The 25,441-nt window shown below is 65.6% G+C and carries 24 protein-coding genes; 8 read left to right on the top strand and 16 right to left on the bottom strand.

The genetic code is table 11. The features are described 5' to 3' along the window. The 7 genes from ABFK29_RS13305 to ABFK29_RS13275 are packed head-to-tail and all read left to right on the top strand — an operon-like array spanning position 1 to position 7,200. A complete protein-coding gene (locus ABFK29_RS13305) occupies positions 1-1,602 on the top strand; it encodes an ABC transporter substrate-binding protein (protein WP_005855637.1) in 1,602 nt (533 codons plus the stop codon). Between the two features lie 57 nt (positions 1,603-1,659). Continuing rightward, positions 1,660-2,613, top strand: coding sequence for an ABC transporter permease (locus ABFK29_RS13300; protein ID WP_005855635.1), 954 nt, complete (start codon positions 1,660-1,662; stop codon positions 2,611-2,613). Between the two features lie 24 nt (positions 2,614-2,637). After that, positions 2,638-3,537, top strand: coding sequence for an ABC transporter permease (locus tag ABFK29_RS13295; RefSeq protein WP_005855633.1), 900 nt, complete (start codon positions 2,638-2,640; stop codon positions 3,535-3,537). Then, positions 3,524-4,573: an ABC transporter ATP-binding protein gene (locus ABFK29_RS13290; protein WP_005855631.1), complete on the top strand. Its 1,050-nt coding sequence runs from the start codon at positions 3,524-3,526 to the stop codon at positions 4,571-4,573. Before ABFK29_RS13295 ends, ABFK29_RS13290 begins: the two co-directional genes overlap by 14 nt. Further along, positions 4,570-5,547, top strand: a complete 978-nt coding sequence (locus tag ABFK29_RS13285) for an ABC transporter ATP-binding protein (RefSeq protein ID WP_005855629.1) — start codon at positions 4,570-4,572, stop codon at positions 5,545-5,547. The genes ABFK29_RS13290 and ABFK29_RS13285 overlap by 4 nt, the downstream gene beginning before the upstream one ends. 19 nt (positions 5,548-5,566) lie before the next feature. After that, complete coding sequence (locus ABFK29_RS13280) at positions 5,567-6,739, top strand: amidase (RefSeq protein ID WP_005855627.1); 1,173 nt, start codon at positions 5,567-5,569, stop codon at positions 6,737-6,739. Continuing rightward, positions 6,736-7,200 carry a RidA family protein gene (locus tag ABFK29_RS13275; RefSeq protein WP_005855625.1) on the top strand — a complete coding sequence of 155 codons (465 nt, stop codon included), beginning with the start codon at positions 6,736-6,738 and terminating at the stop codon, positions 7,198-7,200. The genes ABFK29_RS13280 and ABFK29_RS13275 overlap by 4 nt, the downstream gene beginning before the upstream one ends. A gap of 31 nt (positions 7,201-7,231) precedes the next feature. Here ABFK29_RS13275 and ABFK29_RS13270 read toward each other — a convergent pair whose 3' ends face one another. From ABFK29_RS13270 to hydA, 6 genes are all read right to left on the bottom strand, one after another. Further along, positions 7,232-8,557, bottom strand: coding sequence for an amidase (locus tag ABFK29_RS13270; protein WP_005855623.1), 1,326 nt, complete (start codon positions 8,555-8,557; stop codon positions 7,232-7,234). Then, on the bottom strand, positions 8,554-9,855 hold the full coding sequence (locus ABFK29_RS13265; RefSeq protein ID WP_005855621.1) for a TRAP transporter large permease: 1,302 nt from the start codon (positions 9,853-9,855) through the stop codon (positions 8,554-8,556). The genes ABFK29_RS13270 and ABFK29_RS13265 overlap by 4 nt, the downstream gene beginning before the upstream one ends. 3 nt (positions 9,856-9,858) lie before the next feature. Next, positions 9,859-10,413 (bottom strand): TRAP transporter small permease subunit, encoded by a 555-nt coding sequence (locus tag ABFK29_RS13260; protein WP_005855619.1) that lies wholly within the window; start codon positions 10,411-10,413, stop codon positions 9,859-9,861. A 64-nt stretch (positions 10,414-10,477) separates the two neighbouring features. Then, positions 10,478-11,503 carry a TRAP transporter substrate-binding protein gene (locus tag ABFK29_RS13255; protein ID WP_005855617.1) on the bottom strand — a complete coding sequence of 342 codons (1,026 nt, stop codon included), beginning with the start codon at positions 11,501-11,503 and terminating at the stop codon, positions 10,478-10,480. A gap of 41 nt (positions 11,504-11,544) precedes the next feature. Beyond that, on the bottom strand, positions 11,545-12,297 hold the full coding sequence (locus ABFK29_RS13250) for a maleate cis-trans isomerase family protein (RefSeq protein ID WP_005855616.1): 753 nt from the start codon (positions 12,295-12,297) through the stop codon (positions 11,545-11,547). Then, positions 12,294-13,712, bottom strand: a complete 1,419-nt coding sequence (gene hydA, locus ABFK29_RS13245) for a dihydropyrimidinase (protein WP_005855614.1) — start codon at positions 13,710-13,712, stop codon at positions 12,294-12,296. Before hydA ends, ABFK29_RS13250 begins: the two co-directional genes overlap by 4 nt. Before the next feature lie 128 nt (positions 13,713-13,840). Between hydA and ABFK29_RS13240 the strand changes: the two genes are divergently transcribed. Beyond that, positions 13,841-14,770 carry a LysR family transcriptional regulator gene (locus tag ABFK29_RS13240; RefSeq protein ID WP_005855612.1) on the top strand — a complete coding sequence of 310 codons (930 nt, stop codon included), beginning with the start codon at positions 13,841-13,843 and terminating at the stop codon, positions 14,768-14,770. Here the strand turns inward: ABFK29_RS13240 and ABFK29_RS13235 are convergent. The 10 genes from ABFK29_RS13235 to ABFK29_RS13190 all read right to left on the bottom strand — a co-directional run bounded on the left by ABFK29_RS13235 (position 14,767) and on the right by ABFK29_RS13190 (position 25,433). Continuing rightward, the gene (locus tag ABFK29_RS13235; protein WP_005855610.1) at positions 14,767-15,483 is read right to left on the bottom strand and encodes a hypothetical protein; all 717 of its coding nucleotides are present in this window, start codon (positions 15,481-15,483) and stop codon (positions 14,767-14,769) included. The genes ABFK29_RS13240 and ABFK29_RS13235 overlap by 4 nt on opposite strands. Positions 15,484-15,547: 64 nt before the next feature. Beyond that, positions 15,548-16,786 carry an OpgC family protein gene (locus ABFK29_RS13230; protein WP_005855608.1) on the bottom strand — a complete coding sequence of 413 codons (1,239 nt, stop codon included), beginning with the start codon at positions 16,784-16,786 and terminating at the stop codon, positions 15,548-15,550. Next, positions 16,764-18,581, bottom strand: coding sequence for a glucans biosynthesis glucosyltransferase MdoH (gene mdoH / locus ABFK29_RS13225; protein ID WP_040604150.1), 1,818 nt, complete (start codon positions 18,579-18,581; stop codon positions 16,764-16,766). Before mdoH ends, ABFK29_RS13230 begins: the two co-directional genes overlap by 23 nt. Continuing rightward, positions 18,574-18,726 (bottom strand): hypothetical protein, encoded by a 153-nt coding sequence (locus ABFK29_RS13220; protein WP_157136394.1) that lies wholly within the window; start codon positions 18,724-18,726, stop codon positions 18,574-18,576. Before ABFK29_RS13220 ends, mdoH begins: the two co-directional genes overlap by 8 nt. Further along, on the bottom strand, positions 18,711-20,261 hold the full coding sequence (locus ABFK29_RS13215; protein WP_005855603.1) for a glucan biosynthesis protein: 1,551 nt from the start codon (positions 20,259-20,261) through the stop codon (positions 18,711-18,713). The genes ABFK29_RS13220 and ABFK29_RS13215 overlap by 16 nt, the downstream gene beginning before the upstream one ends. Before the next feature lie 313 nt (positions 20,262-20,574). Next, on the bottom strand, positions 20,575-21,945 hold the full coding sequence (locus tag ABFK29_RS13210) for a hypothetical protein (protein WP_005855601.1): 1,371 nt from the start codon (positions 21,943-21,945) through the stop codon (positions 20,575-20,577). Between the two features lie 89 nt (positions 21,946-22,034). Continuing rightward, positions 22,035-22,556 carry a bactofilin family protein gene (locus ABFK29_RS13205; protein ID WP_005855600.1) on the bottom strand — a complete coding sequence of 174 codons (522 nt, stop codon included), beginning with the start codon at positions 22,554-22,556 and terminating at the stop codon, positions 22,035-22,037. Beyond that, on the bottom strand, positions 22,546-23,856 hold the full coding sequence (locus ABFK29_RS13200) for a M23 family metallopeptidase (protein WP_005855598.1): 1,311 nt from the start codon (positions 23,854-23,856) through the stop codon (positions 22,546-22,548). The genes ABFK29_RS13205 and ABFK29_RS13200 overlap by 11 nt, the downstream gene beginning before the upstream one ends. Before the next feature lie 167 nt (positions 23,857-24,023). After that, a complete protein-coding gene (locus ABFK29_RS13195) occupies positions 24,024-24,848 on the bottom strand; it encodes a ferritin-like domain-containing protein (RefSeq protein WP_005855597.1) in 825 nt (274 codons plus the stop codon). Positions 24,849-24,983: 135 nt separating this feature from the next. After that, complete coding sequence (locus tag ABFK29_RS13190; protein WP_005855596.1) at positions 24,984-25,433, bottom strand: peroxiredoxin; 450 nt, start codon at positions 25,431-25,433, stop codon at positions 24,984-24,986. Positions 25,434-25,441: the final 8 nt, after the last annotated feature.

The following is a 25,441-nucleotide window of genomic DNA, read 5'->3' as shown; positions in this document are numbered from 1 at the left end:
ATGAAGACATTCGGAAAGGGCGTTGCGGCCTTTGCAACGGCGGTCACGCTGTTGTGTGGCGGCATGGCCCAGGCGCAGGGCACCCTGCGCGTGGGCATGACGGCGGCGGACATTCCGCTTACCACGGGCCAGACCGACCAGGGCGGTGAAGGCATGCGGTTCATGGGTTATACGGTCTACGACTCGCTGATCGAATGGGACCTGACCAGCGCGGACAAACCTTCGGTGCTGATCCCCGGCCTCGCGACCGAATGGTCGGTGGGCGACGACCAGCTGACATGGACCTTCAAGCTGCGCCCCGACGTGACTTTCCACGACGGCTCTCCCTTCACGGCAGAGGTCGCGGTCTGGAACTTCGAGAAGCTGCTGAACGACCAGGCAGAGCAATACGACCCGCGCCAGTCGGCGCAGGGCAAGTCGCGCATTCCGGCGGTCGCTTCGTACGAGGCGGTGGACGACCTGACGCTGACCATCACCACCAAGGAGCCCGACGCGACGCTGCCCTATCAGCTGGCGTGGATCCTGATGTCGTCGAAGGCGAACTGGGAGGCGATGGACAAGGACTGGGAAAAGGTTGCCATGTCGCCCTCCGGCACCGGCCCGTGGAAGCTGGAGACCTTCGTTCCGCGTGAGCGCGCCGAACTGGTCCCCAACACCGAGTATTGGGACGAGGAACGCATCCCCAAGCTGGACAAGATGGTGCTGATGCCGCTGCCCGAACCGAACGCCCGCGCCGCGGCACTGATGTCGGGACAGGTGGACTGGATCGAAGCGCCGGCCCCCGACACCATCCCGGCGATGGAAGGCAACGGCTTAGTCATCTCGTCGAACGCCTATCCGCACAACTGGACCTGGCACCTGTCGCGGCTGGAAGGGTCGCCGTGGAACGACATCAACGTCCGCAAGGCTGCCAACCTCGCTATCGACCGCGAAGGCATGATGCCGCTGCTGGGCGGGCTGATGGTCCCGGCGAAGGGCTTCCTGCCGCCGTCCTCGCAGTGGTTCGGCAACCCCGAATTCGACGTGACCTACGATCTCGAAGCGGCCAAGGCGCTGATGCAGGAGGCCGGGTACGGCCCGGACAACCGCCTGAAGGTCAAGGCGCTGATCTCGCCCTCGGGGTCTGGCCAGATGCTGCCGCTGCCGATGAACGAATACATCCAGCAGAGCCTTTCTGAGATCTGGATCGACGTGGAGTTCATGGTCGTCGAGTGGAACCAGATGATCAACTTGTGGCGCGCGGGCGCGGCCGATGCGTCGGTCGACGGGTCGCAGTCGATCAACTTCACCTACTTCATCCAGGACCCGTTCACCGGCCTGATCCGCCACCTCGACTGCAACCTGATCGCGCCGAATGGCACCAACTGGGGTCACTATTGCGACGACGAGATGCAGGCGCTGTTCGAAGGCATCAAGACCACCTTCGATCCCGAAGAGCAGAACGCGGTGCTGCAGAAGACGCACGAGAAGTTCGTGAACGACGCGCTGTTCCTGTTCGTCACGCATGACGTGGCACCGCGAGCGATGAAGCCGTCCGTGAAGGGCTTCGTGCAGGCGCAGAACTGGTATCAGAACTTTTCGTCCATCTCGATCGAAGAGTAACAGACCCGCCCCGCCGCCCTTTGCGGGGTGGCGGGGCCTCTGGTAAGGGGCTCACACGTGCTCAGCTATCTACTTCGCCGCATTCTTCTGGTTCTGCCGGTCGCCTTCGGCGTCTCGGTCATCTGCTTTCTGCTGGTGCAGATCGCACCCGGCGATCCGCTGACCGCCATCATGCCGGTCGATGCCACTGCCGAGGAGCAGGCCGCGATGCGTGCCGCCTACGGTTTGGACAAGCCCCTGCCGGTGCAATACACCATCTGGATCGGCAACCTCGTGCAGGGCGACATGGGCAAGTCCATCGCCACCGGGCGCCCCGTCGCCGGAGAGGTATTTGGCGCTGTGCAGAACTCCCTGCTGCTGGCCGCGAGTGCGGCTGTCATCGCCTTTCCCATCGGCATCTTCCTGGGTTTCCTCGCAGGCTATTTCCGCGACACCTGGATCGACCGCGGCGTGACCGCTTTGTCGATCACCGGCGTTTCGGTGCCGAACTACTGGCTGGGCATCGTCCTGGTCATCATCTTTTCGGTGAACCTCGGGTGGTTGCCGTCCATGGGCGCAGGCCCGGGCGGAAGCCAGGCGTGGGAGTGGGACTGGGCGCACATGCGCCACCTGATCCTGCCCGCCGTGACGTTGGCCGTGGTGCCCATCGGCATCGTCGCGCGCACCGTGCGGGCGCTGGCCGGGGACATCCTGACCATGGACTTCGTGCAGGCGCTTTACGCCAAGGGCATGAGCCGCGCCGACGTGCTGCGCCATGTCGCCCGCAACGCCGCCGCCACCGCGTTGTCGGTGATGGGCCTGCAGCTTGGCTACCTGCTGGGCGGCTCGATCCTGATCGAGACGGTTTTCAACTGGCCCGGTTCCGGCTTCCTGTTGTCGAACGCGATCTTCCAGCGCGACTTGCCGCTGTTGCAGGGCACGATCCTCGTGCTGGCGCTGTTCTTCGTGGCGATGAACCTGATCGTCGACGTGGTGCAGGCCGCCATCGACCCACGCATCCAGAGGACCTGACCCTTGGCCCTGACGGACTCGAAAATGACGGATACCATAACATCACATGACGCCGCCGCGACAGAGCCGGCGCCGGTCGCCAAGCCTCAGGGCTATTGGCAGGGCGTTGGCGCGCGGCTGGTGCGCGATCCCCTGACCATGCTCTGCTTCGGTGTGCTGATGCTGCTGATCCTCGCGGCGATCTTCGCGCCGTGGCTGGGGCTGGCCGATCCCTACAAGGGGTCGATGATCGCCCGCCTGAAGGCCCCGGGCACCGAGGGTTACCCGCTGGGCACCGACGAGCAGGGCCGCGACATGCTGGCCCGGCTGATCTACGGCGGACGGCTGACGCTGTTCATCGGCCTGATGCCTGTGGTTCTGGCCTTCTTCATCGGATCGGCCCTGGGCATCGTCGCGGGCTACGTAGGCGGCATGACCAACACCATCATCATGCGCACCGTGGACGTGTTCTTTGCCTTTCCGTCGGTGCTGCTGGCCATCGCCATTTCCGGCGCGCTGGGGGCGGGAATCGTCAACAGCCTCGTGTCGTTGACCGTCGTCTTCATCCCGCCGATCACCCGCGTGGCGGAGGCGGTGACCTCCGGTGTGCGCGCGCTCGATTACATCGACGCGGCGCGGGCGACGGGGGCCAGCGCGTGGACGGTGATCCGGGTGCATGTCATCGGCAACGTGCTGTCGCCGATCTTCGTTTATGCCACCTCGCTGACCTCGGTCTGCATGATCCTCGCGGCGGGCCTGTCGTTCCTCGGCATCGGGGTGCGCCCGCCCGAACCGGAGTGGGGGCTGATGCTGAACACCCTGCGATCCGCCATCTACGTGAACCCGTGGCTGTCGGCGCTGCCGGGGGTGATGATCTTCATCACCTCGCTGTGCCTGAACCTGCTGAGCGACGGGCTGAGGAGTGCGATGAATGTCCGCGACTGACTTATATGCGCCGACGAAGGACAAGGGCGGCCCGGCGCAGCCGCTGATCTCCGTCCGCGGCCTGAAGAAATACTTCCCCGTGCGCGGCGGCATCCTGGGACGGACGCAGGCGCAGGTGCAGGCGGTGGACGGCGTGTCCTTCGAGGTCGCCAAGGGCGAGACGCTGGGCATCGTCGGCGAATCCGGCTGCGGCAAGTCGACGACCGCCAAGCTGCTGATCGGCCTGACGGAAAAGGACGCGGGCGAGATCGTCTTCGACGGTTTCGCGCTGGGTCCGCGCCTGTCGCTGAAGGAACTGCGCAAGGGCGTGCAGATGGTGTTTCAGGACAGCTACGCCACGCTCAACCCGCGCATGACGATCGAGGCCTCCGTGGCCTTCGGCGCGAAGGTGCAGGGGCTGGACAACCCGGAGGCTCGGGCGCGCAAGCTGATGGAGCGCGTCGGCCTCGACCCGGCCCGCTTCGCGCACCGCTATCCGCACGAACTGTCCGGCGGCCAGCGGCAGCGGGTGAACATCGCGCGCGCGCTGGCCATGTCGCCCCGGCTGGTGGTGCTGGACGAGGCGGTCTCGGCGCTCGACAAGTCGGTGGAGGCGCAGGTTCTGAACCTGCTGTCCGACCTCCGCAAGGAATTCGGGCTGACCTACATCTTTATCAGCCACGACCTGAACGTGGTGCGCTACATCTCGGACCGCATCCTCGTGATGTACCTCGGAGAAGTGGTGGAAATCGCGCCGGTGGACAGCATCTGGGAACGGCAGGCACACCCCTACACGCGGTCGCTGTTCTCGGCCATGCCGTCGATGGACCCGGACAACCGCACGAAGGAACCGCCGCTGGCCGGCGACCCGCCGAACCCGATCAATCCGCCGTCCGGCTGCCGGTTCCACACTCGGTGCCGGTTCGCCTCCGAGGTGTGCAAATCGAAGGTTCCGGTGCTGGGCGGGCTGGCTGTCAACGCCGGACACAGGGTGGCCTGCCACCTCTACGACGCGCAATCCGGGCATCCGAAGGCCGGGCAGGGGATACCCGCATGACCAAGCTTCTGGACATCCGCAACCTGTCGGTCCGCTTCTCGGGCAAGCGCACGGTGCACGCGATCAACGACGTGTCCCTGAGCATGGAGCAGGGCGAGACGCTGGCGCTTCTGGGCGAAAGCGGATCGGGCAAGTCGGTGACGCTGAAGACGCTGCTGGGCCTGCTTCCGCCCAAGCGCACGAAGATCGACGGTTCCATCCATGTGAACGGCGTGGACGTGCTGTCGCTGAAGGGCAGGGCGCTGCAGAAGTACCGGGGCGGCGAGGTCTCGATGGTGTTCCAGGAACCGGCACTGGCACTGGACCCGGTCTACACCGTCGGCCACCAGATCGCGGAGTCGGTCATGCGCCACAAGGGCGTAAGCCGCGAGAACGCCATGTCCACCGCGCTGGATATGCTGGACCGGGTGCGCATCCCCTCGGCCAACCGGCGCCTGCACAACTACCCCCACGAACTGTCGGGCGGCATGCGGCAGCGGGTGATGATCGCGCTGGCGCTGGCCTGCCGTCCGCGTCTGCTGCTGGCGGACGAGCCGACGACGGCGTTGGATGCCACGGTGCAGATCCAGATCCTCCTCCTGCTGCGGGAATTGCAGAAGGAGTTCGGCATGGGCGTGATCTTCGTCACCCACGACATCGGCGTGGCGGTGGAGATCTCGGAACGGGTCGCAGTGATGTACGCGGGCCAGATCGCCGAGGAAGGCACCACGCGCGAGATCATCCGCGACGGGCGCCATCCTTATACGCAGGGTCTTCTGGCAGCGAACCTGCACGATGTGGCGCGCGGCGCGCGGCTGAACGCCATCCCCGGTGCGCCGCCCGCTCTGGAAGAGCGGCCCGACTCGTGCTCTTTTGCGCCCCGGTGCCCGCGTGTGCTGCAGGAGTGCCGTGCTGCGCTGCCGCCGATGATCGAACCGGCCCCGCGCCGGCGCGTCGCCTGCCTTCGCGCCGAGGAACCCGTCGCCGTTGAATGACCGAAAGACCGAAATCCAAATGCTGATCGACAAAGACCCCTTCCGCTGCTTCATGCCTTACCCGCCGGTGCGCGTGGCCTCTGCCGGCGGCGGGCCTCTGGCCGGGCTCACACTGGGGGTGAAGGACATATACGACGTTGCAGGATACCGCACCGGGTCCGGCTGCCCGACGGCGCTGGCCATGAGCGAGGTCAAGCAGGCGAATGCCCCCGCTGTCGACGCCCTGCTGGAGGCGGGTGCCGCCTTTGTCGGCAAGACCCACACCGACGAGCTGGCCTGGTCGATGTACGGCATGAACGCACATTTCGGCACGCCGGTGAACCCGGCGGCGCCAGACCGCATACCTGGCGGATCGTCCTCGGGGTCCGCCGTGGCGGTGGCGGCGGGGTTGTGCGACATCGCGGTCGGATCGGACACCGGCGGATCGGTGCGCGCACCGGCCAGCTTCTGCGGGATCTGGGGCATAAGGCCCACACACGGTGTCATCTCGCTGGAGGCGGTGCAGAAGCTGGCGTCGAGCTACGACACTTGCGGGCTGTTCGCGCGGGACGGTGAAACGCTGTTGCGTGCCATGTCGGTCCTGATGGAGGATAGCGCGCCCCTGCCGGACGTGCCGCGCCTGATGCGGCCTCTGGACATGCTGGCGCAACTGGGGCCGGAGCAAAGGGCGGTCTACGACGCGGCTTTCGGCGGGATGGAGGCGACAGAGGTCTCTGTCTACCCCGAGGGAGTGGAGGCGACCTACAAGACCTTCCTCACGACGATGTCGGCGGACGCGAAGGTCGACGTGGTGCCGTTCATCCGCTCCTCTAGCATGCCACTGGTGCGTGGAATCGACGGGCGGGCCGACGCGGCTGAGGCGCTGACGGACGCGGAGGCAGAGGTCGGTCGCACCGCCCGCGCCGCCTTCACGGCTGCGATGGACCGCTTGCTGGGCGCCGAAGGTGTCCTGTTGGCGCCAGTCGTGCATGACGCGCCATTCCGGCTGGATGCGCCTGTCGAGGTCTTCGACGGCTTCCGCCACGACGCCATGCGGCTGTTGTGCGTTGCGGGACTGGCGGGGCTGCCGCAGGTGGTGATGCCTGCGCGCAAGGTGGACGGTGCGCCCTACGGCGTCTCGCTGATCGGGCCGCGCGGTTCCGATCTGTCGCTGATCCGGGCGGCGATGGCGCTCAGCGCGGTGCCGGCATGAGCTGCCCCATCGAGGCGAAACTGGCGGAGATGGGGCTGGACCTGCCGCCCTCCGCGCCGTCGCGCGCGTTGTTCCTGCCCGGCAAGATCACCGGCAACCTGCTGTTCCTGTCCGGGCAGATTTGCGAATGGGAAGGCGAGCCAAAGTACTTCGGGCCGGTAGCCGACGGGTTCGACATGGCCGAAGGGCAGGCGGCGGCACGGATGTGCGCTTTGAACCTGCTGTTCTGCATCAAAAAGGTCGCGGGGTCCCTCAGCCGCGTGAAAGAGGTCGTCCGGCTTGGCGGCTTCGTCGCGGCCCCGCCGGATTTCGGCGACGGGCCGATGATCGTGAACGGCGCGTCGCAGCTCTTCATCGACCTCTACGGCGACGCTGGCCGCCATGCCCGCACTGCGGTCAACGTGTCCTCGCTTCCGGCAAAGGCGCTGGTCGAGGTCGATGCGGTGATCGAACTGACCTGACGGCTGCTGGCCGGGGCGGGTGCCGTCGCGCTCAGGTGTCGAGCGTGGCCGCAATGCCCAGCAGAAGATCCTCACCGCCAAGGCGGCCGACAAGCTGCATCCCGATGGGCAGTCCGTTCGCGGGCTTGGCCGGGAAGGCCAGGGCGGGAAGGCCTGCCGCGTTGACCCAACCGGTATAGACGGCATGTCCGCGCGGTCCGGCAGGTTGGCCGTCGATGGTGTCAGGATAGACCTCGGACGCGGGCCAGGGTGGCGCTGCGGCGGTCGGCATGAGGACAGCATCGTGCCCCCACAGATCGCCGACCGCCTCGCGCAGGGCGAAGACGCGGGTCAGTGCCTCGTAGAGCTGCACGGCAGAGACCTGTGCCCCTCGTACCGCCATCGCCTTGTACTTGCCGGCGGCGGCGTCCATCACCGCCGGGTCGCGCCAGGCGAGATGCGCGAGGCCGATCTCCGCCATCCCGGACCAGACCTCGTTCAGCGGTTCGAGGTCGAGCGGCAGCGGGCGCTCGGTGACTTCATGGCCCAGGGCGCGCAACCGTTCGACCGTCTCGGCAAAGGCCGCGCGGATGGATGCATCGCAGGGCGCATCGGCGATCCGCCCGACGGCAAGGATGCGGATGGGGCGGGTCGCTGACGTAACGGTGCGTCCGGCAAGGACGCCGTGGAAGAGGGCGAGGTCGCGGGCAGAGCGGGTGATGGGTCCGACCGTCTCGAAATCGAGCAGGACCTGCGGCAGGCCTTTGCCGCGCGGCACGCTGCCGATCCCGGGCTTCAGCCCCCAGAGGCCGGTGTAGCCCGCAGGCCTTCGGATGGAGCCACCGCCGTCCGTGCCGATTCCGGCCACCGCCATGCCGGACGCCACGGCTGCGACGACACCGCCGGAGGATCCCCCGGGTGTCAGCGCCGGATCGAACGGATTGCGGGTCACGCCGAAGGCGGCGTTGGCGGTGTAGCCTTCGACGGCAAATTCGGGCGTGTTTCCTTTGCCGAGGACGATGGCCCCGGCGCCGCGCAGGGCGGCGATAGGGTCCTCGTCGTGCTCTGGTACGCGGCGCCCGAGTTCAGGATTGCCCCATGCCGCCGGGAGACCGGCGGAGACCAGGTTGTCCTTCACGATCACCGGAACACCGTCGAGCGGTCCCAGCGGCGCGCCCGCCTGCCAGCGCTCGCGTGCGGCGCGGGCCAGATCGCGCACATCGGCGGCGCGGGCCGAGAAGGCGTTCAGGTCACGGTCGCGGCGGTCGATGGTTTCCAGGTGGTTTTCCATCACTTCGACGGGATCGGCGTCGCCTTTGGAGAACGCCTCGACCAGGGCGGTGGCGTCGGGCAGGGTCTGCGTGGTGTCGAGGCTCATCGTCCGACCGCCTCCGGAAGCCAGGTCGCAATGGACGGCCACAGGATCAGCGCCGAGGTGAAGAACAGCATGAGCGCGGCATAGGGGATGGCCCCCGTAACCACGTCGGTGAAGGGGCCCTTGTCGTTGCGGACGCCCTGCACGACGTAGAGGTTCATGCCGACAGGCGGCGTGATCATGCCCAGCTCGCACATGAGCACGACGAAGATGCCGAACCAGACTGGGTCGATGCCCGCGGCGGTGACGATCGGCACGACGATCGGTATGGTCAGAACCTGCATCGACAGAACGTCCATGAACATCCCGAGGATCACGTAGAACAGCATCAGGGCAAAGAGCAGCTCGACCGGGGTCAGCCCGAGGCTGTCGACCCAGACCGTCATCACCCGCGTCACGCCGCCAAGCGCAAGCGTCACGTTCAGGGTGAAAGCAGCGACGATGATCAGGAGGATCATGCCGGTGGTGCGTGCGGTCTTGCGGAAACAGACGTCGAGGAAATCGCGCGTCAGCTTGCCCTCCGCCGCGACAAAGCCGAGCGCGGTCAGCACCGCCAGCGCGGCGCTTTCGGTCGGTGTGGCGATGCCGAGATAGATGGAGCCCATGACGATGGCAAAGACGGTGGCGGCGGGGACCAGGTTCTTCAGCGCGCGGATCTTCACCTCCCACGGGACATGCGCGTCCTCGAAGGCGCCGCCGGGCGACAGGATGTCCTGCGCGGCGATGAAGACCATGAACATGAGCGTCAGCAGGATACCGGGCACGATGCCCGCGATGAAGAGCTGCCCGACAGAGACGCTGGCCAGAGAGCCATAGACCAGCAGGTTGACCGAGGGCGGAATGAGGATGCCAAGCGTGCCGCCCGCCGCCAGCGATCCCAGAGCGCGGGAGGGGCGGTAGCGGCGTTCGGTCAGCGCGGGCAGGGCAACCGTGCCCACCGTGGCGGCGGTCGCGACCGAGGATCCGGAGGTCGCGGCAAACAGCGAGCAGCAGCCGATGTTGGTGTGCAGGAGGCCCCCGGGCAGCCGGCCGAGCCAGAGCGCGAGCGTGCCGTACATGCGGTCGGCCAGGCCCGAGCGCAGCAGCAGTTCACCCAGCAGGATGAACAGCGGGATGGCGGTCAGCACCGGCTCGTTCGAGGTGCCCCACAGCACCGGCCCCATGCTTTTCAGCAGGACGGGACCGTAAAGGATCATGCCGCCCGCGACGCCGATGGCGACCATCACGGTGGCGACCGGCAGCCCGGCCAGAAGCAGGCCCATCATCACGATGAATCCCACGAGAATGTCGAGAATACCCATGTGTCAGCGGTCCTGAAGCTGCTGGAGCTCTTCGGAAAGCTCCTCTTCGGCAGAGGTCGGGTTGAATTCGGCGGCAAGCTGGGCATGGCGGTCGATGAAAAACAGCCAAGTAGCGCGCGCAGCGAGGACGAAGGAGCAGAGTGCGAAGATCGCGAGGCCGGCGTACCAAGCGGATTGCGGCCAGATCAGCGGCGTGCGCCAGGGCGTCGCGGCGGTGGAGCCGTAGTCGAGCGTGTCTGCGATGACGAACCAGCCGACATACAGGAAGAACAGCCCGAGGATGCCGAGTGACAGCACCGACAGCCAGTCGAGCACGGCCTGCACCTTTAGCGGAAAGCGCGCGTGCAGCACGTCGATGCGGATGTGCGCCCGGTCGGCCATGGCGACGATGAAGGACAGCGCAGCCCCGAGGGCCAGGACATAGCCGCCCAGTTCGTCGGCGCCCTGAAGGGACATGTTGAAGACCTTGCGCAGCACCGTTTCCAGCGCGACGAAGGCGGACAGGAACAGGAGCGCCCATCCGAACAGGCGGCTGATCCATGTGGCAAGGCGGTCCATTCGGTTTCTCCGGGTAAGGGAAAGGCGCCCCCGGACCATCGCTGGCCCGGAGGCATCGGGGGAATTACATGCTCTGGCCGGTGGCGGCGGTCCACGCCTCGGAGCAGCCCGGGTTGGTGGCGTCGCAGACCTCTTTCCAGGCCGGGAAGGAGACGTTCGGCACCGCGGTGCCCACCAGTTCCTTGTCGGCTGCGGTCGGTTCCACCAGTTTCAGGTCATAGGAGGTCCCGGTTTCGCAGGGTTCGGCGCCGGTGTTGCAGTTCACCGCGTCGTCGAACAGTTCCTCGGAATAGGCCCAGATCTTGTCGGACAACTTGTCGAAACCCGCCTCCAGCTTTTCCTGCTGGTCCGGAGTCATCTTGTTCCAGGTGTCGAGGTTGATGCCGTAGCCGTTCATCGCCAACTGGAAGGCGATCGGTAGGGTGTAGGAGGTCACTTCCGGCCAGCCGGCGGAATTGGCGGAGGACGGGCCGGTGATCGCGCAATCGACCACGCCGCGCGCCAGCGATTGCTGCACTTCGGGGAAACCGAGCGGCACGGGCGTGCCGCCGACGAGGCTGACGAACTCTGCCAGGTTCTGGTCGTAGACGCGGACTTTCAGGCCCTTGAGATCGGCCAGAGAAGCGATCTCGGGTTCGCAAAACAGCACCTGCGGACCGAACGGCCAGACGCCCAGCAGCTTGGTGTTGAACTTCTCCTGCAGGCGGGCGTCGACCACGGGGGCAAAGGCCTCGACCGTCATCTTGCCGGTCTCGTAGTCCGGGTTCAGACCGACGAGGTCGAGCCCGAGGATCGTGGGCTCGTCACGGCTGACCTGCGACAGGCGCAGCGACACGATGTCGAACAGGCCGTCCTTGAGGATGCGAAGCTGTTCGGTGTCCTTGATGCCGGTCACGTCGACCGGCTGGTAATCGGCGGTGAAACCTTCAAGTCCGGTTTCTTCGGCGAAGTTTTCGAAGAACGGCTGTTCGACGTTCTTCTGGATCAGGCCGGTTGCGACGGGCTGGCCCATCACGCGCAGGGTTTCGGCGGACGCAGGCACGGCGAGGACGGCCAGCGCCGCGGCGCAGGTTGCGATCGTTCGGATCATGGGTGGTCTCCTTGGTGGGTCTTTGTCGTGTCGTACTGGGATCAGGACAGGGCTGCGAAACGTGCGAAGACGCTCCCCCATCCGGTGACGCGCGACGGGTCCAGCCCGGTCTCGCGCAGGCAGTGAGCCGCCGTGACGGCGACGGAATCGAGCACCGGGATGCCGGTGGCCGCTTCGATGCGGGCCGCCTCCGGCGCGCCGCGGAAGTTGGTGCAGACGATGGCGATGGCGTCGGGTTTCGACGCCGCGACCTCCTCGACCATCGCGCCGACCTGTTCCGCAAGGTATGTTGCGAAGCTGTAGTTGCCCTTGTCGTCGAGGCGCCGGGTGGCCGTGACCTCGATCCCCTGCGCCGCGTAGTTGGCGATCATCCGGCTCTCGATGTCCTCGATGTAGGGCGTGACGACGCCGAGCCGCCGCACGTTCATCGCTTTGAAGAGCGTGTCGTAGGCGAGGATCGTGGATGTGGCGGGAACACCCGTCCGCTCGGTGATGGCAGAGCAGAGCGCGCGGTCCTTCTCCAGCCCCAGCCAGGAGGCCGAGGTGCCGTTCCATGCGATCAGGTGGGGTTTGGCCTCGGCCAGCCGCTCCGCCGCATCGAGGATCGGCTCAAGCGTGAACTGCGACTGCGACGCCTCCGACATGGATATCTCAACCACCCGGAAGCGGCCGAAATGTGCCGTGGCCGCATCGCCGAAGGGCGCGAACATCGCCGAGGTGTAGGGCTCCAGCACGGTGTTGGACGAAGGCGTGAGCATCCCGATGCGGATGCCGTCGACGGGGGGGAAGCTCATGCCGCGACCTCCGGCTTGGCGCGGGCGACGTGATGGCCCGTGGGCTGGCCCACCGGTTCACCGTCCTGCATGACCGTCTGCCCGCGCAGGATGGTGCGCACCGGCCAGCCGGTCACCTCGAAGCCTTCCCACGGAGTATAATCCGAGCCGTGGTGGAGGATGTCCTGCGTGATGGTGCGTGTCTTCGACGGATCCCAGAGCACGATGTCGGCATCCATGCCCACGGCGATGCTGCCCTTGTGCTCCAGACCGTAGATCCGTGCGTTGTTCGTGGCGGTCAGCGCGGCGAAGGTCTGAAGGCTGATGCGACCCTTGGTGACGCCTTCGGAGAACAGTATGGGTAGGCGCGTCTCGACACCCGGGATTCCGTTCGGGATGTTGCGGAAGGACTTGCGCGCACCGGGCACATCCTTGCCGTGGCTATCGTCGAATCGGAACGGACAATGGTCGGAGGAGAAGACGTCGAAGGCGCCAGAGGTCAGCCCGGTCCAGATCGCCGCCTGTTCCGCGGTGTCGCGCGGCGGAGGAGAGCACACCCATTTCGCCCCCTCGAATCCTGCGCGGTCCAGGTCGTCGGCGGTCAGGGTGATGTACTGCGGGCAGGTCTCGGCCAGCACGCGCACGCCACGGGTCTTGGCGCGCTGGATCTCCTCCAGCGCCGCACCGTTCGACACATGCACGATCATCACCGGCACGCCTGCCACCTCGGCCAGCGTCGTGGCGCGGTGGGTGGCTTCGCGTTCGACCGGTACGGGTCGGGTACGCGCGTGGTTTACCGGAGTGGTCTGGCCCGCGCGCTCTGCCTTGTCGCGCAGGAATTCGATGGCGTCCTCGTTCTCGGCGTGGACCAGGGTCAGCGCGCCCTGTTCGCGGGCCACGTCCATGACCTGCAGGATCTCCGCATCGGTCAGGCGCATACCCTGGTAGGTCATGAAGACCTTGAAGCTGGTCATCCCCTCGGCGATCAGCGCGGGCAGGTCCTGGCCCAGCGTCACCGGATCGGCCTTTGTCACGATCAGGTGGAAGGACACATCGGTCAGGCACTGGCCTTCGGCCTTCGCCATGTAGTCGGCCACGGCTTCGCGCAGTGTCTGGCCTTCGGTGGCGAGGCAGAAGGGCATGACCGTGGTGTTCCCGCCGCAGGCGGCGGAGCGCGTGGCGGAGGCGAAATCGTCCGCCATCTCCACACCCGGTCCCGAGGGCTGCGAGATATGCACGTGGCCGTCGATGCCGCCGGGCATGGCGATGAGACCGGTGGCGTCGATGACCTCGTGTCCGCACAGCCCTGTGCCCAGCGTCACGATGCGCCCCGATACGATGCCGATCTCGCACGTGGTCACCGTGCCGGAGGTCACGACGCGTGCGCCCTTGATGACCGTGTCATGGGGCTGGCTGTGGAGAGCATTGTCTTGCATGGTTCATGGTCTTTCTGTTGGCGGGCCGAACCGTCGACCCCAAGGCTAGCGACGGTTTGAATTGCCATCCATGACAAAATGTGTGAGTTTCCGTTCTCGAATTGAGAACGGATATTTCGGATGGTCGCATGAAAATGCATCTCGTTCCGAGGCCTCTGCTATATGTCGAGGCAGTCGCGGAACACGGGTCGGTGCAGGCCGCGTCCCGGGCCTTGGGAATTGCGGCCTCGGCCATCGACAGGCACATCAAGGCACTGGAAGAGGCGAACCGCGCGCCGCTGTTCGAACGCCTGCCGCGCGGCATGCGCCCCACGGCGGCCGGAGAGGCGGTTGTCGTCATGGCGCGTCGCTGGCGGTCGGACGCCGAACGGCTGGAGACCGACCTGCAGGAGATGCGCGGGCAGGAGCGGGGCAGCGTGCGTCTGGCGGCCATGGACAGCATGGCGAACGGCGTCCTCGAAGACCTGCACGTCTGGCTGCGTGAAGAGCACCCACACCTGCGTCTCAACCTCGACATTGTGCCACCGTCGCAAGCGGCGCGGCAACTGGACGAAGGCGCGGTAGAGGTCGCCATGGCCTTCGACATGCCGCGCCTGCGCCACCAGCACGTGATGTGGATAGACAAGCTGCGCTTCGGCTGTATCGTCGCGCCCGAGCATCCGCTTGGGGCAGAGGCGGAGGTTTCGCTGTCCAGGCTGTCGGGCCATGCACTGGTGTCGCAAAGCGCGCGTCTGCCGATCCGTCAGTACATGGACAACCGGCACGCCTGGTTCTTTGCCGAGAACGTGCCGGTGCTGGCGTCCAATTCCCTGCAGGTGCTGAAACGCGCGCTGCTTCGGGGCGACGTGGCGATGATCACTTCGGAACTCGACGTGCTGCCGGAACTGCGCAGCGGGGACCTGGTGTTCCTGCCGCTGAAGGACAAGGGGCTGGTGCCGCCCACCATTTCGGTGGTGATCGACGCGCGGCGGACCCTGTCGCGGGCGGCGCGTCTGGTGGCGGAATACCTCGTCGAGCGGACGGGCGGTCTGCTGGCGGAGGCGCGCGAGGACAGCTAGCCCAGCGTGCAGCCGATCCCGCCGAAGCCGTCGATATGACCCGCGACCTTCGTCCCGGCGGGGAAGTATTCCAGTCCCGAGAGCGAACCTGTGATGACTGTCTGGCCCTGGCGCAGGCCGCCACAGTGCTGGCCCACATGCGCGCAAAACAGGGCAAGGTTCGCCAGGGCAGAGCCGCCCGGCACGGTCGCGGGGCCGTCGATCACCGTGCGGTCGTTGCAGGTGAGCCGCGCGTTGACGGTCGAGAAATCGCTGCCGTCCCAGTCCTCCAGCACCGGACCCAAGATCAGGCCTGCGTTGATCTGCATGTCGGCCAGTTTGGTCATCGGGTCGAGCTCGCGGCCCGTCAGGCGCGTGTCGACAAGTTCCAGCACGATGCGTGGGCGGAAGTACTGCGCAGGGGTCTTCAGGTCAGCCGCGCCGTCGGTCAGGCATTCGAAACCGATTTCAAGTTCGATCCCCAGGAGGTCGATAACCGGAACCACAGCCCCGGTCGCCAACGTGCGGCTGGCCGGGATCGGCGCGATGACCGGCGGGCCGTCCACGCGGTCCGCCACCTTGAACCCACTCACTGCGCCCAGCGTCGGCATGACACGGGACTGTATGGCCAGCGCCTCGTCGTAGGTCGGGGCCGGAAGAGCCGTGGCATCCGCCCGTTGGCGCGAGGCGTGGGCCTGGATCAGGGCGGCGGCATAAGCTTCGGTGGTGGTCATCGGTCTGGCTCCGGGCGCGGTTTGCGTCACTCTCCTGTGGCAACCGCGCCCGTGCAAGGCGATTTCAGGCGAGGTCCCGCACCGGAGCCGCCGGCATTGCGGTTGCCCGCTCCGGTGTCGGACCGCGCGGCACGGTGCCCCAGATCGCGATCCGCACCGCCGCGTAAGAGATCAACGCGGCGAGTGGCGGTAAAGCCCAAGGGAGCCATGCCACGTTCGGCTCCACGTCCATCAGGATCTGGCCGGTCAACGCCAGCACGGTGCCAAGTGCAAAGACCAGAAGCCCATGCTGCCCCAGCAGCCGCAGCGGGGCCGAGGCCGCATGCGCGGCGATCGTGCGGACGAACGGCAAGCAGGACAGGACGTAGAGCATGGCCAGCACGTGCAGCAGGCGCGGCGCGGCCAGCAGGGTCTTGTTGTGGGTGGTGATATGGTAGGGCGCGCCAAGGCTGCTGAGTTGCGCCATCTTGTGGTTCATGAACGACCCGAGGTCCGGCACGTGTCGCCAGGCGAATGCGAAGACCACGAAGAACAATGCGGCGCAGAACAAGGCGCGGTTGACCGGAACCAGACGCTCGCCGCGCCGGTGGCGATGGCCGATCATCAGCCCCACCAGAAAGATCAGTTGCCACGACAGAGGCGACAGGAACCAGCCGCCGCCACCGGGATGGTTGGGGATGTTCAACCGGTATGCCCCCGCCACCCACCACAGCGCGACCGAGGCCGTGAGCGTCTGCCAGGGCCAGCGGATCGCGGCGGCGAGGATCAGCGGCCCGGCCAGCATCAGCACGATGTAGGTCGGCAGGATGTTCACATAGCCGATCTGGTAGCCGAGGATCGGAATGCCGGTCAGCGCCGCGCGCGTGTCGGAGTAGATAAGTCCCAGGTTGTGCATCGTCCTGAACTTGGACAGCAGGAAAGTGTCCGCGGCCCAGGCAAACAGACCGAGAGCTGCGACCGTCAGCAGGATCTGCACGAGATACAGCGTCCACGCCCGCCGCCACATCGGTGTCAACGCCGCGCGCAGCCCACCCTTGCCATCGAGCCACCGCGCGATGGCGGGCGAATAGGCGATGCCCGCCGCGATCCCGGACATGACGAAAAACGCCTCGGCCGCATCGGAGAACCCAAGCTCGCGGTTGGTGATCGCTTCCCACGGATTGCCGGGCATGTGGTTGATGAGGATCATCATCAGCGCGACACCGCGGAAGAAGTCGATGCGCGGATCGCGTTCCTTCGGGGACGGACCGGACCGCGCCGGCATGGGGACGATCTTGCGGTCAGTTTGCGCGGACGGGGACATCGGGCGTCTCGGGGTCGGCGGCAGAGCTCTGGTCTGCCTTGGTTTCGTGGGAACGGTCGGACTGCGCGCGTTCGCTCAGCACCCGGTAGGCGGCAATGACGGGCGCCGGGGCGGTTTCCTCGGGCGTGTGGAAGACAGCGCGGCCCACGGGATGCGACGTCGCGGCCAGAAGGACCGGCGCGCCGATCATCGGCACGGTCACCGGCAGGAGCCAAACCGTCAGGGCAGGGGCGAGGTAGGCGGCAGCCAGAAGCGCGCCCAATCCGCAAAGCGCGATCCAGCCGGAGGCGCGCCATGCGTCCAGCAGCGACAGACGCCCTTCGCCGCGTTGGTTCGCAGGCCATCCGCCGTCCTGACCGAAGAGCACCTGAACCACCGCGCGGGTCTGGTACATCAGCATCACAGGCGCCAGCAGCGACGACAAGAGCACCTCTGCGGCGACAGAGCCGGTCGAGCGCAGCCAGCCGCCAAACTCCTTTGTGCGGCGGTCGAGGGCTGCGTGCAGCAGGATGCCGAACTTGGGCAAGAGCAGCAGGCCGATGATGCCGATGGCCAGCGCCACGATCTGGCGTGTGCGGTCGTCGGGGAAGACCGGGAACAACTGGTGCGGTTCGGGGAAGTAATCCGGCGCAGGCGCCGTTGCGGTGGCCGCGACGGAGGTCACGAGGAACGCGGCCCAGAGCAGCGGCACCAGATACGACGCGATCCCCTGGACAAAGACGAAGCGGCTCCACCCGACAAGGCCCGGCGCGCCGACCAGACGCATGTGCTGCAGGTTGCCCTGGCACCAGCGACGGTCGCGGCGGGCGAAGGCCATGATGTTGTCGGGACCCTCTTCGTAAGATCCGGGGATGGTGCTGTCGAGTTCGACCCGCCAGCCGCCGCGCGCCAGCAGGGCGGCTTCGACGTAATCGTGGCTGAGGATGACACCGCCGAAAGGGGGCGTGCCGCGCAGCACGGGCAGTCCGCAGCACTGGGCGAGGGCGCGTACGCGCACGATGGCATTGTGTCCCCAGAACGGTCCGGTGCCGCCCTGCATGCGCTGCAGGCCGCGCGCAAAGACCGGTGCGTGGAAGCTGGCCGCGAATTGCATGGCGCGCCCGAAGAGCGACGAGGCCCCGATGACCTTGGGCAGAGTCTGCAAAAGTCCAAGCTGCGGGTCCGCCATCATGCGCGACATCAGATGCCCGATGGTGGCACCTTCCATCAGGCTATCGGCATCGAGGATTACCGCGAACTCGTAAGCGCCACCGAAACGGCGGATGAACTCTTCGACGTTGCCGGCCTTGCGGCCGTGGTTGTTCTCGCGCAGGCGGTAATAGACGCGCAGACTGTCCTCGCGCGGTTGTAGCAGGTCGGCAAAGGCCGCGCGCTCTCTTAACTGTGCCTGGGGATCGCGCGTGTCCGACAGGATCGCGAAGTCGACCTTCACATCCGCGAACATGCACGACCGTATCATAGCCCGAATACGGTTGGCCGCTGCGTCCGGATCCTCGTTGCAGATCGGCAAGAGGACGACGGTAGGGGCGGTGGGTTTCGGAAGGGCCTCGATGTCGATGCGCCGCCGCAATCTGGGCAGACCGACAAGGGCCTGCACCGCGCCCCACGCCAACCAGAGCGTGGTTATGAAGATCAGCGCAACGCGCGCCACGTCCAACGTTTGAAAACCGTCGCTGATGGCGGCATCGGCCATGAGGGTCGCCGCAAACGCCGCCGCCCCGAAGGTGAAGGTGAGTGCCAGCGTGCGGACGAGAACGGTTGGAGAGTCCGGGCGGACGGCACTCCGATCAGGCATTGCGCCACATCAGCCAGCGCGTCAGCATCGGCGCGTAGCGCGACCGGTCGCGTTCGAGAACCTGAGATGGCATGTCGAGCGGTGCGTTCGGCGGCAATCCGAACATGTCCTTGCTTTCGGACCGGCCCATCAACTTTTCTTCCATTGGTACAACCATGTTTCCGTCAAACGGCGATTACCCTGTTGAAGGTCGGCCTTGAGTTCGACCGGTGCAGGCCCGTTTGCGCGGACCTCGATCACCAGCCGCCAGAGGCTGGGGTCCTCAAGGCGTTCCAGAACCGTTTCAACAATCTCGCCATTGACCGCTGAAACCACTTCTTCAACAGGTGCGTCGTCTTCGGGTTCCGTCATTTTTCCGGCTTCGAAGTCGATGACGAATTTTTGCCGATCCTTCTGCGGATTTATGCCTGCAACGCCGCCAAAACCGGTCAAAGTGCGCAAAACTCGGGCAAATTGTGTATCGCTGCCAAGCGGAGCCATGCCCCAATGTAGCCGGTAGGAGAATTCACGCGCGTCTCCGGCCCGGATTTCGCCCTCCGGCACCCAGAAAGCCACGATGTTGTCGTTGCTTTCCAGGTCGGTCGGGATTTCGATCAGCCGGACCGCCCCGCGTCCCCAGTCTCCGACCGGTTCCACGATCAGCGAGGGGCGCTTTTCATAGTAGGCGTGGGCGTCGAGGTAGTCTTCGAACGCACGGTTGCGCTGCACGAGCCCGAACGCGGCGGGCGCGTTCGCTCCGACATAGGAATTCGCCAGCGTCTCCGGGTTGCGCAGGGGCCGGAAGAACCGGTGGTCGGTCGTGTCGACGATCAGCGCTTCGCTGTCGTGCACCCGTTCGCGGTAATCGTGGAACGGACCCACGTCGTTCGGCGCAAACAGGAACATGGAGGTCAGCGGCGCGATGCCCAACTGGCGCACGTCGTTGCGGAAGAACAGGCGCTGCTCCACGTCGATGGTGGTGGTTTCGCCGGGCGTGATGGCAAAGCGATATGCGCCGGCCACGGAAGGGCTTTCCAGCGCGGCGTAGAACACGACATGCGACGTTCCCGGTTCGGGGCGTTCGATCCAGAACTCCGAAAAGAAGGGGAATTCCTCTTCGCCGCCGATGGCGGTGTTCAGCGCAAGACCGCGCGCGCTGAGCCCGTAGACGTTGCCCTTTCCGAGCGCCCGGAAATAGCTGGCGCCCAGAAAGGACACAACTTCGTCGAAGCGGTCGGGCGCGTTCAGCGGTGCGTTCAGACGGAATCCGGCGATGCCGGGAAACTCGAAGTCGTCGGGAAAACGCTCCGCGATGTCGTCGCCGTAGCGGAAGTCGCTGCCGGTGAAACGAATGGGGCGCGAGGTGCCCTCGACGATCTCGTTCAATCGCACGGGGCGGTCGAACAGCCAGCCCGGATGGTAGCCGTGCAGCACGACGCGCGCCTTCGGATCTGACCAACGGGCGTGGTCCGGGCGGAACTGGATCTGGCGGTAGGTGTCGTAGTCGAGCCCGGAAACCTCTTCATCCAGAACGGGAGGAGCAGTCCATTCGTGGGTGGCACTTTCGCGCTGCCGGTCAGTCAGCCAGTCGAACGAGAATGGCGTGCCTTCTGCCTCCGGTGCGAGGGCGTCTTCGGGTGCTGTCTGTGCCGCGCTGCGGCTGGCGGCAAAAAGGGCCGCGGCAAAGGTCTGAGCGAACATGGCCCTGCGTGTCAGGGCCGAAGAAGTTACTGTATTACGGTATGTTGCGGGCATATGTTTGCGGCGTCGCCTCTTTATTGTCGAGCGTAAGTTGCCTCCTGCAGCAGGTTTTTCAAGCGCCGAAACGCCGCATTTTTGCATCGTGCAACAGGTTGCGCGCATTTCCGCCGCAATGCGGCAAGAAACACCCCGAAATCGTGCTTCCGCCATGAAGATGCTTGCTTTTCGAGCGCAACTGAAACGCGAATATCCTCTTCGCAAGGCTGCATTCGACTCGTCCGTCCGCCATGGCAGTCAGGTCCGCCAGCGCGACTCAATCGGGGTGGAAACAGAAGGAATTGCCGGAGGAGGTGTTTTGCGTGCAGGTCTCTCCGGCGCCTTGTGGCTTTGGCTCCGGCCAGTACCAATCGTAGGCCTCGCCGCCATTGATCCGCCGGATGCCGCCGTCCAGTTCGACCACTGTCCGCGCGCCGGAGGGCCAGTCGTGCAGCGACAGGAACCGCCCGTCCGGCTCTGCCCGCTGGATGCGGGTGCAGGGCTCGCGGTCGATCAGGGAGTCGTTGGAATCGTAAACAAAGCAGGTCCCGCGCCGGGTCATTTCGATCACTTGTCCGTTGCGGGGCAGGGCGGACAGGGGAACCTCGCCGGGCCAAGCCATGAACGACTGCAGGAACGAGAAGAAAAGCGTGGGCTGGGCATCAGGGAAGGCGGCCGTGGCCCAGGTGGCGTTCTGGACCGCGCTGGCGACCGGCCACCAGGTCCGGGCAAGGTTGTACGCGTCGCCGGGGTCCAGGAAGCGGCCCTCGCACGTGCCGAGCGCTTCCATCCCGAAGTTGGTATAGGTGAAGGTCTCGGGCTCAGGGCGGCTTACCGGTTCGCCGTTGTGGGCGTTGCGGTTCCACGAGTCGGGGTCGCTGTCGATCTGGTCCTTCGTGCGGCGATAGAGGTTCCCGCATGCGGTGCGGATCACTGCGTCCGAGAAGGCGGAGGGCGCATCGACGCCGACAACCGAAATCCCCCAACGCGCGGCTTCGCGCACGGTAGTGACATAGAACATCTGTTCGGGCGGTGTTTCGTGCATCCTGGCCGCCAGCGAGGGCGGGAAACGGTAGTTCACCAGGTTGCGGAAGATCTTTGCCGTGGCGACAACAGACACCTGGTAGGCCCGCGCGACAGAGGCCGCGTCGTAATTGCCCTCCGGCACCGTTAGGCTCGGTGCGTGAAAGCCCAACTTGCCGTCGACGTGGAGGTGGCGGCTGGTCACATAGCCGATGTCGCTGCCCGTGTCATAAGATCCGGCCATGAAGACGAGGGCACATGCGCTTTCGCAGCGCGCGCCGGGCCGGACCATCGTGCCCAGATGACCATGCACCGCGTCGGTCAGTGCCATCGCCTCTGTTAGGGAACCGCCGGGGCTGTTCAGGCAGAGGTTCAGCGGCACCTTGAAGTCTATGTCTGGCGGGCCTCCGTCATCGTATTCGTTGTACCAGATCAGGTCGGCGTGGTGAGAGCTGGTGGAGGCCTGCTGGATAAGGGAGAGGAAGGTGTTCGTGTCGCCCGGCGCAATTGGTCCGTCGAGCGTGACGAGACAGCCGAATACCGGATCGTCGGCCAGTGCAAGGGTCGCTGTCATGCCCGCGGATGGCAGGACCGCGACGATAAGGGCGGCAAGAAGTCTTTTCATTGAATAGGTCCGTTCCGGTAATGATCCGGTCCAGAAAAGCAAAAGGCCCCGCACTTGGCGAGGCCTTTCCCGAAATTTTGGCGCTGCGTTCAGCCCTGCTGGCTGCCGGTCTGCGGCGGGATCGCCGTGGCCTGTGCCGTGGCCTGGCCGATGGGACGGGCCTTGCCGCCATTCAGCGGATCGTCCTGACGCTGCACCGAACCCTCGAAATGGGCGCCGGATTCGATTGCGATGGTCTTGTGGATGATGTCGCCCTCGACACGCGCGGTGGCGGTCAGGCGGACCTTCAGGCCGCGCACGCGACCGACGATGCGACCGTTCACGACGACGTCGTCCGCGACGACCTCACCCTTGATGGTCGCGCTTTCGCCGATGGTCAGCAGGTGGGCGCGGATGTCGCCTTCGACGGTGCCCTCGACCTGGATGTCGCCGGTGGTCTTGATGTTGCCCGTCACGTGCAGGTCCGGGGACAGCACGGAGGCCGGCGGCTTCGGCTTCGGAGCGGAGGGTTTGAAATCGCCGGTGGACGGTTTCGCAGACTCGGGAACGCTGGGTTTCGCCGCAGCATCGCTGCCGGGACCGGGTTCGTTGATTTTGCTTTTAGAAAACATCGTTCGCAGCCTTGATATAGATCATGGGATTGACGGGTTTGCCGCCGACACGGACCTCGTAGTGCAAATGGGTCCCGGTCGACCGTCCAGTGTTCCCCATATCACCGATCCGTTGCCCGCGCGAGACCCTTTGGCCAACCTTCACCCGAATTTTCGACATGTGCGCATAGCGCGTTTCGATGCCGAATTCATGCTGGATCTTGACCAGTCGGCCATAGCCCGAAGACCATCCGGCGTGGACCACGACGCCGTCTGCCGTGGAGTAGATCGGCGTGCCATGCGGTGCCGCGAAATCGGTGCCTGCGTGCAGGCGGCCCCAGCGGTAACCGAAGCCCGAGGTAAAGCGGAACGGGTCCTTCAGCGGCGTTGCGAACGGCGCCTTCTGAGCGGCGATGCGATAGAGGTTCAGACGGTCCATCTGGTTCAGGATGCGGTTGGCGCGCATCGTGTCGCCCGACGGCTCCTGGCCCATGGTCGAAAAGGACAGCGGCGTCAGCGGTCCGCCTTGGCCGCTGTAACCTTTGCGCACCTGGTTGAGGATGCGGTCCGGATCCATTCCGGCTTTCTCGAACATCTTGTCGAGCGGCTTGACGGAGACGGTCATGGCGTCTTCAAGCTGGCGGAAGATCGTGTCGTTCTTCTCTTCCATCATCTCGATCTCCGCCTGCATCTCGGAGGCGCGGATCAGCGCGTCCTGTGCGTCGGCGATCACCTGGTCACGCTCGGCCGCGGTGCGGGCCAGCGCGTCGGACAGGATGTCGAGCGTGTTGTCTTCCTGCGAGGTGCCCGACACGGCCACCGAACCGCCCTGGATCTGTTCTTCCAGCGCGGCGAGGCGGTCGGTAACTGTTTCGCGCGCCTTCATGGTGTCGCGCAGGGTGGTCTGGATGACGTCGATACCGGTTTCCAGTTCGCGGCGCCGGGTCTCGGACTCTAGCAGTTCGGTCTGCATGGAGGAGATCTGCTTGAGCGCGGCGTTGAACCGGTTCTGAGCGGCCAGCGCTTCGGAGGCGCGGTTGTCGCGTTCCGCCGAAAGGGCGTTGAGCCGTTGCTGGTAGGTGATCTGTTCGCGTTTCGCCTGTTCCCGGAAGTTCCCGGCGCCGATGGAGTCCATCAGCAGGATGGCGGTTGCGATGGTCGTCCAACTTATCACAAGCGCCGTGCCCACAAAGGCGATGGCCTGCGTGCTGGACTTTAGGCGGATGAAGCGGGTGTCGGTCTCAGATCGGAGGAAGAGTCGCCGCTCCGGAAAGAAGCGTTCGAGAATTGCATGTGTCTTTATTGCCAGACGTGTTCGCACCTGACCGTCCCTATATTGTCCCCATGTCGAAGCCTTGGTCCCCCAACCCAGCCTCGTTTTCGGGCTTAACGGCGGGTTCACGGGCGTGCAACAAATTTGGCCAGATGAATGTGTGTCGTGCGCGGAACACGGCCAAACCGGCAAGAATTCGCCGATTCACTGGCGGATCAAGGGGTTCTGTTGGGGATGGTTTCGGCGAGCGGCCAGTAGAAATCGGGCGGAAGGCCGGCTTCGGCGCGTTTTTCATCGTTGAACGGCGGCTTGAGCGCGCCGTGGAAATACGTCCGGACAAGCGTATGAAAGGCGTCCTTCGGATCCTGGTCGTGACGTCCGCACAGGAAGTGGAACCATTTGGAGCCGTAGGCGACGTGACCGACCTCCTCTGCATAGATCGTTTCGAGCGCGGCGACGGCGGATGAGTCCCCGGCTTTGCGGAAGATCTCGATCATGCCCGGGGTCACGTCCAGACCGCGTGCTTCGAGCACCATCGGCACCACCGCGAGGCGCCCCATGAAGTCCGCCACCGTATCCTCTGCGGCGCGCCACATCCCTGCGTGAGCGGGCAGGGCGCCGTAGTATGACCCCTGCTCTTCGAGGCAGTCGCACATCAGGTTGAAGTGCTTCGACTCCTCGTCCGCTGCCTTCACCCAGTCATCGTAGAAGCCCGGGGGCATGGGCGTGTCGGCAAAGCGCGGGATGATGTCCCAGTGCAGGTCGACGGCGTTCAGTTCGATATGGGCCACGGCGTGCAGCAGCGCGATCCGGCCCTGTGGGCTGCCCGGCTTGCGCTTGGGCACGTCGCGTGGGTCCAGCAATTCGGGTTTCGCGGGCCGCGATGGTCGTAGCGGCGCCTCGGCCCGACCGACCGGAATGGGTGCGCCTGCGGCGCGCGCCGCGAACCAGTCGGCGGCATAGGCGCGGGACTTCGCGGTTTTCTGCCGACCGTCCGCGGTGGTCAGGACATCCACCGCCATTTGCGAAAGCGTCATCATGGCCCGCCGTTTGCCACGCCCGGTCCGCTCGGGCAACGCCCGACTGTCATGCGCCAGGAAATCCTGCCTCGGATGGTGCTGGCCGGACGGAACCCGTCCGACCTCTCGCACGACGGCGGTTGCGGTGTCTCGGTGTCAGAGCGCGCGCACGGCTTCAAGCACCTCCTCGGCGTGGCCGGGAACCTTCACCTTGCGCCATTCCCTGACGATCGTGCCGTCCGCACCGACAAGGAACGTGGAGCGTTCGATACCCATGAACGTCTTGCCGTACATGGATTTTTCCTTCCACACGTCATAGCGCTCGGACAGGTCGCCCGTCTCGTCGGAGATCAGCGGCACGGTCAGCGATTTCTTCTTCATGAACTTTTCGTGGCTGGCGATGGAGTCCTTCGAGATGCCGAAGACCTTCACCCCTGCCGCTTCGAACTCGGGCAGGAGCGCGGTGAAGGCTTCGTTTTCCTTGGTGCACCCGGAGGTGTCGTCGCGCGGGTAGAAGAACAGCACGTAGGGTGTGCCGGACAATGCGTCCGAGGACACCTCGCCGGATGTGGCGGGCAGAGTGAAGGATGGAGCGGTTTCGGACATACGTGTCT

Source organism: Sagittula stellata E-37, assembly GCF_039724765.1.
Classification (GTDB): Bacteria; Pseudomonadota; Alphaproteobacteria; order Rhodobacterales; family Rhodobacteraceae; genus Sagittula; species Sagittula stellata.
The sequence above is the reverse complement of the archived record's forward strand: the minus strand, read 5'-3'. Positions and strand labels throughout refer to the sequence as shown.